At 71.5% G+C, this 9,721-nt stretch carries 7 protein-coding genes; all 7 read right to left on the bottom strand.

Annotation, left to right across the window (positions count from 1 at the left end; genetic code table 11):
* Positions 1–77: 77 nt before the first annotated feature.
* The gene (gene sucD / locus ACFVYE_RS28650; RefSeq protein ID WP_266358624.1) at positions 78–962 is read right to left on the bottom strand and encodes a succinate--CoA ligase subunit alpha; all 885 of its coding nucleotides are present in this window, start codon (positions 960–962) and stop codon (positions 78–80) included.
* A 21-nt stretch (positions 963–983) separates the two neighbouring features.
* The gene (gene sucC, locus ACFVYE_RS28645) at positions 984–2,165 is read right to left on the bottom strand and encodes an ADP-forming succinate--CoA ligase subunit beta (RefSeq protein ID WP_383961749.1); all 1,182 of its coding nucleotides are present in this window, start codon (positions 2,163–2,165) and stop codon (positions 984–986) included.
* A gap of 290 nt (positions 2,166–2,455) precedes the next feature.
* Positions 2,456–3,655, bottom strand: a complete 1,200-nt coding sequence (locus tag ACFVYE_RS28640) for a hypothetical protein (RefSeq protein WP_383961746.1) — start codon at positions 3,653–3,655, stop codon at positions 2,456–2,458.
* A gap of 108 nt (positions 3,656–3,763) precedes the next feature.
* Positions 3,764–4,717, bottom strand: coding sequence for a hypothetical protein (locus tag ACFVYE_RS28635; protein WP_383961743.1), 954 nt, complete (start codon positions 4,715–4,717; stop codon positions 3,764–3,766).
* Between the two features lie 104 nt (positions 4,718–4,821).
* Positions 4,822–6,078, bottom strand: a complete 1,257-nt coding sequence (locus tag ACFVYE_RS28630; RefSeq protein ID WP_383961740.1) for a VWA domain-containing protein — start codon at positions 6,076–6,078, stop codon at positions 4,822–4,824.
* Positions 6,075–8,540 (bottom strand): DUF5682 family protein, encoded by a 2,466-nt coding sequence (locus ACFVYE_RS28625; protein WP_383961737.1) that lies wholly within the window; start codon positions 8,538–8,540, stop codon positions 6,075–6,077. Before ACFVYE_RS28625 ends, ACFVYE_RS28630 begins: the two co-directional genes overlap by 4 nt.
* Entirely contained in the window at positions 8,537–9,649 is a 1,113-nt protein-coding gene (locus ACFVYE_RS28620; protein ID WP_383961734.1) for an AAA family ATPase, read from the bottom strand. Before ACFVYE_RS28620 ends, ACFVYE_RS28625 begins: the two co-directional genes overlap by 4 nt.
* Positions 9,650–9,721: the final 72 nt, after the last annotated feature.

Raw genomic sequence — 9,721 nt, 5'->3', positions numbered from 1 at the left:
CCCCTGACCGGGGTACGGGCCCGCGCCGTCTGTGCGGTGACGCGATACTGCGGTGCTGCTCCGTCGCGGTGAAGCGATCAGGCGCCGAGGATCTCGCGCGCCAGCTTGGCGGTCTCGGTCGGCGTCTTGCCGACCTTGACGCCGGCGGCCTCAAGGGCCTCCTTCTTCGCCTGCGCGGTGCCGGAGGAGCCGGAGACGATGGCGCCGGCGTGGCCCATGGTCTTGCCCTCGGGGGCGGTGAAGCCCGCGACGTAACCGACGACCGGCTTGGTGACGTTCTTCGCGATGAAGTCGGCCGCACGCTCCTCGGCGTCGCCGCCGATCTCACCGATCATCACGATCAGGTCGGTCTCGGGGTCGGCCTCGAACGCCGCGAGGGCGTCGATGTGCGTCGTGCCGATGACCGGGTCGCCACCGATGCCGACGGCGGACGAGAAGCCGATGTCACGGAGCTCGTACATCATCTGGTAGGTCAGCGTGCCGGACTTGGACACGAGACCGATGCGGCCGGGCTTGGTGATGTCGCCCGGGATGATGCCGGCGTTGGACTGACCGGGGGTGATCAGGCCGGGGCAGTTCGGGCCGATGATCCGGGTCTTGTTGCCCTTCGAGCCCGCGTACGCCCAGAAGGCGGCGGAGTCGTGGACGGCAATGCCCTCGGTGATCACGACGGCGAGCGGGATCTCGGCGTCGATCGCCTCGACGACGGCGGCCTTGGCGAAGGCCGGCGGCACGAAGAGAACCGACACGTTCGCGCCGGTCTTCTCCATCGCCTCGGCGACGGTCCCGAACACGGGTACCTCGTTGCCGTCGAAGTCGACGGACGTGCCGGCCTTGCGCGGGTTCACGCCGCCGACGATGTTGGTGCCGTCGGCGAGCATGAGCTTGGTGTGCTTCATGCCGGTGGCACCGGTCATCCCCTGGACGATGACCTTGCTGTCCTTGGTGAGGAAGATAGCCATGGTGTTGGAGTCCCTCGTCCCTTACTTCGCAGCCGCGGCGAGCTCGGCGGCCTTGTCGGCCGCGCCGTCCATGGTGTCCACGCGCTGAACGAGCGGGTGGTTGGCGTCGGAAAGGATCTTGCGACCCAGCTCCGCGTTGTTGCCGTCGAGGCGCACGACCAGCGGCTTGGTGACTTCCTCGCCCTTGGACTTGAGCAGCTCAAGCGCCTGGACGATGCCGTTGGCGACCTCGTCGCACGCGGTGATGCCACCGAAGACGTTGACGAAGACGGACTTGACGTCCGGGTCGCCGAGGATGATCTCCAGGCCGTTCGCCATGACCTCGGCGGAGGCGCCACCACCGATGTCGAGGAAGTTGGCGGGCTTCACGTTGCCGTGGTTCTCACCGGCGTACGCGACGACGTCCAGCGTCGACATGACCAGACCGGCACCGTTACCGATGATGCCGACCTCGCCGTCGAGCTTGACGTAGTTGAGGTTCTTGGCCTTGGCGGCAGCCTCGAGCGGGTTGGCTGCGGCCTTGTCCTCGAGCGCCTCGTGCTCGGGCTGACGGAAGTCGGCGTTCTCGTCGAGAGACACCTTGCCGTCCAGCGCGAGGATGTCGCCGGAGGCGACCTTGGCGAGCGGGTTGACCTCGACGAGGAGCGCGTCCTCGGCGACGAAGGTGTCCCACAGCGTCACCATGACCTCGGCGACCTTCTCGGCCACCTCGGCCGGGAACTTCGCCTGGGCGACGATCTCGCGGGCCTTCTCGATCGTGACTCCGGAGTTGGAGTCGACCGGGACCTTCGCGAGGGCCTCGGGGGTCTTCTCCGCGACCTCCTCGATGTCCATGCCGCCCTGCACCGAGGCCATGGCCAGGAAGGTGCGGTTGGTGCGGTCGAGGAGGTACGAGACGTAGTACTCCTCAAGAATCTCCGGCGCGGTCTCGGCGATCATCACCTTGTGGACCGTGTGGCCCTTGATGTCCATGCCGAGGATGTCGGTCGCGCGGGCGACCGCCTCGTCGGGGGTGGCGGCCAGCTTGACGCCGCCGGCCTTGCCGCGGCCGCCGACCTTCACCTGCGCCTTGACGACAGACTTGCCGCCCAGCCGCTCGGTCGCCTCGCGGGCTGCCTCAGGCGTGTCGATGACTTCACCGGCCAGCACCGGTACACCGTGCTTGGCGAAGAGGTCCCTCGCCTGGTACTCGAACAGGTCCACGCGCGTCCGTCCCTTATCAATGGTCTCGCGGTTCGTTTTCTGCGTGGGCGTGCCGCGAGGGGCAACGTGACTGCTCTGTCACCAGGAAGGCGCACACGGTGACCCGGGGTACGCGGCATGTCCATCTCGCAGGTTATCCCCGCGCTCCGCAGGACCCTAAATCGCAGATCACACCTGAGCGGTGATTACGGTCACAGATCCCGCCGGCGCCCGGGTCGCAGTGGACAAAAGGGCACTCCTGCGGTGCGGCGGGGACGGGCCCCGGACCGGGCGGTCCGGGGCCGCCGGCCTCAGATGCTCCGGGCCGGGTACCCGGGAGTACCGAAGGAGGGCACCGAGTCTGTCGCATCGGTCACATGCGCCGGAGTGATCGAGGTCAGTCCCCCGGCGCCGTAGGCCGCGTTCCCGGCAGTGGGACGGACATCGTCACCGACCGTACCGACGAGACCGCCGGCGAACGGCTGCGCCTGGGCTCCGACGCCGTGCGCCAGCGGCATCACTCGGCCGGTGACGCCCTGTGCGAACGGGGCGACCGCATCCCCGGCCAGCCCCTGGGCGAGCGGCTGCACCTCGGAGGTGACGCCCCCGGCGAACGGCTGGACCGCGCCCGTCACGCCCTGGGCCAGCGGCTGGACCTCGTTCGCCACACCCTGCACGAAGGGCACCGCGGCCTGCTGCACGACGCCCTCGGCGAATGGCGTGACCTCGGCGACCACACCCTGGACGAGAGTGGCGACGTCACCGAGCGCCTGGCCGACGACCGGCAACACCGTGGAGACGGCGTCGGCGGCGACGGGCGGCAGCACGGCGTCGGTGGTCTGGCCGACGACCGGCTCGGCCTGGGCGGTGGACCGGGCGACGGTCCCGGTGGTGCTTCGGACAGTGCTTCGGGCGATGCCCTGCGCGGTGGTCAGAGCGTTGGGTGCCGTCGTCCGTGCGTAGTCGGCGTAGCCGGGGATCTGCTCGATCGGGCCGAAGAGGTAGTCGATGGGGGCCTCCGGCGCGGCCGGGACGCCCCGCAGGACCTGCTCGTCCAGGATGCCCTGCGGGGCCAGGACGTCGGACCGGCTGATGGCGTCGTGGAGCGTGCCGGTGGCCTTGTCCGCGGCGCCCGTGACCTGGTCCTGGACCGCCTTGGCCCGGCCGGCCGGCTCGGCGGCCGTGGCGCCCTTGGCCGCGGACGTCGCTTCGGCGGCCTTCGCCGCGACGTCGCCCCTCGCCCCGGCGGCCTTCGTCCCGACGGTGTCCTTGATGTTGCCGAGGTCCGTGAGACTGCCGAGGCCCTTGCTGTCCCCGAGGTCCGTGAGGTTCCCGACCTCCTCGGCCCCGTCGACTCCGTTGACCACGTCGGCGGCGTCGACCGAGTGGTCGGGGGTGGACAGCGGAAGGGAGACGGGCAACTCGTCCGCGCTGGCCGCGGCGGTGCCGAGGGCCCACATTCCGGTGGCGGTGGCGGCGACAGCTATGGAACGGCGGATGTTCTTGTGCATGTGTGTGTCAGATCCTTCGAATTCGTTTCGGCGGTCCGGAACTGTCCGGACGGCGGGCAGACCTGTTCCGCCCCCGCGCGGCAGGTCGGGGTGGGGGAACGGGCTGCCCTAGCCGGGGAATTCGAGGATGTCGCCGGATCTGTCGCGGACCGGTGCGGCGGTCGCCGGGAGGCCGGCACCGCGTATGAGTCCGAAGAAGGAACCGCCCGCGAACGGGACGGCGTGCTGGTCGCCGTTGCGCGGCGCATGGGCCTCGGCGGATGCGGGACGGCCGAGGCCGTGGACGGGATCGTGCGGTGCCCGCTCGGACATCGGCCGGTACTCCGGTGCGAGGGCCCGTTGGGCGTCACGCACCGCTGCGTCGCCCAGCGGGGCGAACCCGCCCGGGGCGGCTGTCACCGCGGGGGTGTACGTACGGATGAGGTGCGGCACGACGAGGGTTCGCGCGCTGTCGTCTACGGAGCCGGGGGCCCGGTGCGGTTCGGCGGGCGGACCGCTGGGGGTGTGGGTGTGGGGGTCCGGCAACGTCAGCGGCGGCAACCCGTCGGGGAGCGCGCCGACGACGCCGGTGACCACCACGCGGAGAAGCATCCCGGCCGCGTTGTCGACCTGCCGGACCTGTTGGGCGAGCGGCCGGGCCGTGGCGTGGACCGTCCCGACAACCGGCCGGGCTGCGGGGGAAACGGTGCGGCGGGCCGCCGGTTGGGCCGGCGGGTGCGCCGTCTTGCCGACAGACGCGATGCGAGCGGCGGCCGCCGGGCCCGTCTTCGTATCGGCGACCGTATCCGCGACCTGTCGCGCGCTCGGCTCAACTGCCGTGCGCGCCGGGCCCGTAGCGACTTCTGCTTCGGCTTCCGCTTCTGTGTCCGCTGCGCGGGCGATCGTTGCCCCCGTGCCGGGGAGCGACGGAGCGGGTTGCTGTGCCGCATGGGCCCGTGTCCCGAAGAGCAGCCCCAGGGCCAGCAGCCCGCCGAGGAACAGCACCACCTGCAGCGCTCGCCGGCCGACCGGCCCGCGCCGGGGGCGCGGATCGGTGGCGGAACGAACGGCTGCGGTGGTCACGTGGGGATGAGCCCTCTCCGGATGGCGCGGACTGCGGAATGCGGTCCTCCGCGGATGACGGGACGATGCTTGCACGAACCTCCCGGGGTCGCGCAAGCCCCTTGTTACTGATGAGTCTCCTTGTCCGGTATGGGAAGTGGCCTCTTCTCGATCGCCGCTGCCATCACTTCCGGGAACAGATCCGGGGTACATGCGAATGCCGGTGCGCCCAGGGCCCCGAGGGCCGCCGCATGGTCGCGGTCGTAGGCGGGTGCCCCCTCGTCGGACAGCGCGAGCAGCGTCACGAACTGCACGCCGGATGCCTTCATCGCGGCGACCCGCTTCAGCATCTCGTCGCGTATGCCGCCCTCGTAGAGGTCGCTGATGAGGACGACGACGGTGTCGGCGGGGCGGGAGATCTTCGACTGGCAGTAGGCGAGCGCCCGGTTGATGTCGGTGCCGCCGCCGAGCTGGGTGCCGAAGAGTACGTCGACGGGGTCGTCGAGCTGGTCGGTGAGGTCGACCACTGCCGTGTCGAAGACGACAAGCCTGGTTTGCAGGGTTCGCATGGAGGCGAGCACCGCGCCGAAGACGGAGGCGTAGACGACGGAGGCGGCCATCGACCCCGACTGGTCGATGCAGAGGATGACGTCCTTCTTCACGGACTGCGCGGCCCGCCCGTAGCCGATGAGCCGCTCGGGGACGACGGTGCCGTACTCGGGGAGGTAGTTCTTGAGGTTGGCCCGGATGGTTCGGCCCCAGTCGATGTCGTGGTGGCGGGGCCGGTTGATCTTGGCCGAGCGGTCCAGCGCGCCGGTGAGTGTGGCCCGGGTGCGGGTGGCGAGCCGCTTCTCCAGATCGTCGACGACCTTGCGCACGACGGCTCTTGCGGTCTCCTTCGTCGTCTCGGGCATGACCTTGTTGAGCGAGAGGAGCGTTCCGACGAGATGGACGTCCGCCTCGACGGCCTCCAGCATCTCCGGTTCGAGGAGCAGTGCGGAGAGGCCGAGTCGGTCGATCGCGTCGCGCTGCATGACCTGAACGACGGAGCTGGGGAAGTACGTGCGGATGTCACCGAGCCAGCGGGCCACGGAGGGGGCGGAGGCTCCGAGTCCGGCCGAGCGGTTGTTCCCGCCCCGGCCCCCGGGTCTGCCTCCGCCGCCGTACAGCGCGGTCAGTGCGCCGTCCATCGCGGCGTCGCGTCCGGTGAGGGTGCAGCCGGTGCTCTCTGCGCTGTCCCCGCCCAGGACCAGCCGCCACCGACGCAGCCGCTCGTCGTTCGCCGGGCCCGACCGCGGGCGGGGGCGTGCCGAGCGGTCCGCCGGGCCGGGCGGCGAGCTGTGGGCCGGGTGCGGTGCGGTGCCGGCCGTGTCCGTGGTCATCCCGTTGCCCCCAGGGGTTCCTTGACGTTCCCGGCTCGCTCGTCCGGATCTCTGTTGTCCGGGTCGACGCCGCCCGGTTCCGGACCGGTGCCGGTGTCCAGACCGAGCAGCAGACGCAGCACCGGCACCACCGCGTCGGCCCTGGCTCCGTCGAGTCCGGGGCCGAAGCCGGGTGTCGTCGTCCCGGTGGCGGTGGCTGTCGGTCCCCCGGAGGACGGACCGCGCCGCACCAGTTCGCCCAGCGTGCGCCGTATGCCCGCTTCGTACGCCGAGAAGGTGCGGCGCAACAGGGGCAGCACATCGGCGAAGGTGTCGGCCGGAACCCCGGTGAGCCAGGCGTCGACCAGCCCGAGCAGTCGCTCGTCGTGGACGAGGAGCATGCCGCCTCCGGCCGCTCCGCCGACGAACCCCTCGATCCAGGCCGCGGCGTCGGCCGGGGGTGTGCCGGGCGAGAGGGCCAGACCCATCAGCCGTGCCGCGTCGTCCTCCGCGAGCCGTCCTTCGTCGAGCAGCAGGCGGGCCGCGCGGCCCCGGATGACGCCCGCGACCGTGTCCCGGGCGGCGAGTTTGTGCAGCACGGCGGTCCAGCGCTCACGCAGCCCGTCCCCGTCGGCATCCGTGTGATCGGCTCCGGTGAGCAGCCCGATCGCGGTGTGGACCCCGTCCACCCGGCGGCGCAGTTCGGCTGCGCCGTCGGCGTCCAGTCCGGTGCAGGCGGGAGGGAGTCCGACACAGATCCGCTCGGCGAGCCCGGCCGCGACCTCGCCGAGAGCCGCGGTGTCCGTGGACCGCACGTCGCCGTAGCGCAGGGTGCGCGCCAGCGCGGGCAGGGCGTCGGCGAGATGGCCGACGTCGGCGTCGAGTGCGGCGCGGTCGGCGAGGGCCCGCATCACTACGGGCAGCGCGTCGGGCAGTTCGGCGAGGAGGCAGTGCTCGGCGAGTGCGGTGACCTCGGCGAGTGCGGTCGCCGAAGCCGCCTGGCCTTCGGCCTTGGCGGTCGCCGCGGAGAGCACGGTGGTGCCCCATGTCCCGGCCTCCGCGACCCGTACGTACAGCTCGGGTTCCCAGCGCAGCCGCCAGCTCTCCCGGAAGGTGCCGGTACTCGCCCGGCCCGCGGCGGGCTCGCCCCAGCCGACGGCGAGGATCCGCAGCCGGTGGAGCAGCCGGCTGCGGGCCGCGTCGGTGTCCTTGCGCAGGTCGAGCTCCAACTCCCGCTCCATGGCCTCCGGTTTGAGCCGGAGTGTGCGCTGCTGTCGGGTGAGGTCGCGCTGCAGGGGTACGGCAGGGGCGGTGTCCGGCACTTCGCCGAGTGTCTCGCCGACTATCAGCCGGTCCTGTACGAGCGCGAGCGGCACATCGGAGCCTTCGCACATCACGGCCCGGATCGCATCGGTCGTCTCGCTCAGCCCGGCCAGCGGGCGGCCGCGCATGGCGGCGAGGGTCTCGGCGAGCCTGACGGCCTCGATGACATGGGCGGACGAGACGAACCGGTCCTCGTCGCGCAGGAGTCCGGCGACCTTGGTCATCCACCGCTCGATCGGGCGGTCGGCGGTCTCGAAGAGGTGTCCGTACCAGCCGGGCGAGTCGATGCCCGCCCCGTATCCGCTGTGCCGGGCGAGCCGGCGGTGCGACCAGGGCACCCAGGTCAGCTCGGCCTTGACCTTGGGCAGCCCCTTGAGCAGGGCCCGGTCGGCGGCGAGCGTGGTCCTCGTAACGAGCGCGGGCACATGCCAGGCGCCGCAGACTACCGCGATGTCGTCCCCGAACTCCTTTACCGCCTTGCGCAGTTGGATACGCATATACGCCTCGCGAACGGTGTCACGAGGGTGGCCGCCGTCCCCGTACACCTCACGCAGGGCCGTCATCGCCTCGGCGAGCGCGGCGAACGGCGCCCGCGGGTCGACGGCTTCGCCGCCCTGGGTGCGGTGTTCGACGACGTCCTCCCACCAGCGCTCCGGGTCGTCGTAACCCGCCGTCTCGGCCAGTACACCGATGGGGTCGACCGGGGCATGCGCAGGCGAGTCGGCCGTAGCCCGCTCCCTGGCTCCGCCCCCGTCCGTTCCCCCGTTCCCATCCGCTTCCGCGCCCCTGTCCCGGTCCGTTTCGTGTTCCGCTGCCTGTGCCATGGCCAGGGAGTTCACCGCGGGCAGGTCGATGAAGCGGACCGGGACGTCGTGCGCCAGTGCCCAGCGGATCGCGACCCACTCGGGCGAGAACGCGGCCAGCGGCCAGAACGCCGCCTGTCCCGGGTCGTCGACAGCATGGGCAAGAAGCGCGACCGGAGGCCGCATCTGCTCGTCGGCGGCCAGCGGCAGCAGTGCGTCACCCTCAGGAGGTCCCTCGATCAGCACCGCCCGCGGGCGGGCGGCTTCCAGAGCCGCACGGACGGCTCGGGCCGAGCCCGGGCCGTGGTGCCGCACCCCCAGCAGCAGCGGTCCGGCGGGACGCGCGGCCCGGGTCATGCGGATACCTCGCGGCAGGCGCGGTAGAAGTCCTTCCACCCGTCCCGCTCCCGGACCACGGTCTCCAGGTATTCCTGCCAGACCACCCGGTCGGCCGCGGGATCGCGGACGACCGCGCCCAGGATGCCCGCCGCCACATCACCGGGGCGCAGCACCCCGTCGCCGAAGTGCGCGGCCAGCGCAAGGCCGTTGGTGACCACGGAGATCGCCTCGGCCGTCGACAGCGTCCCCGAGGGAGACTTGAGCTTGGTGCGGCCATCGGTGGTGACACCGTCACGCAGCTCGCGGAAGACCGTCACGACGCGACGGATCTCGGCCATACCGTCGGGCGCGGCCGGGAGGTCCAGCGAACGGCCGATCTGGTCGACGCGCCGGGACACGATGTCGACCTCTGCGTCGGGGGTGGCCGGCAGCGGCAGCACGACGGTGTTGAACCGGCGGCGCAGCGCGCTGGACAGCTCGTTGACCCCGCGGTCGCGGTCATTGGCGGTGGCGATGACGTTGAAACCGCGGACCGCCTGGACCTCCTGGCCCAGTTCGGGGACGGGGAGCGTCTTCTCCGACAGGATCGTGATCAGCGAGTCCTGCACATCGGCGGGGATACGGGTGAGTTCCTCGATCCGCGCGGTCATGCCGTCGGACATGGCGCGCATGAGCGGACTCGGGACCAGGGCGCCGCGGCTGGGCCCGTGCGCGAGCAGTTGTGCGTAATTCCAGCCGTAGCGGACGGCTTCCTCCGGGGTGCCCGCCGTGCCCTGGACCAGCAGGGTCGAGTCGCCGCTGACGGCGGCCGCGAGATGCTCGGAGACCCAGGTCTTGGCGGTGCCGGGAACGCCGAGGAGCAGCAGGGCCCGGTCGGTGGCGAGTGTGGTCACGGCGACTTCGACGAGGCGGCGCGGACCGACGTACTTGGGCGTGATCACCGTGCCGTCCGGCAGTGTGCCGCCGAGCAGGTAGGTGGCGACGGCCCACGGGGACAGCCGCCAACGGGCGGGCCGCGGGCGGTCGTCGGCCGCGGCAAGGGCCTTCAGCTCATGGGCGAAGGCATCCTCGGCATGCGGTCGCAGGGCCTGTACGCCAACGGCGGCGGTGGTTTCGGACACGGTCATGGATCCCCCTCCAGATCGGGTCGACCTGATGTGGTTTCCACCGTGCACCATGGCACTGACAATCGGCCCCGA

This window comes from Streptomyces sp. NPDC058239 (assembly GCF_042882185.1).
In the GTDB taxonomy this organism is placed as follows: domain Bacteria; phylum Actinomycetota; class Actinomycetes; order Streptomycetales; family Streptomycetaceae; genus Streptomyces.
Note: the sequence above shows the minus strand (reverse complement) of the source record. Positions and strands in the feature narration are given on the sequence as shown.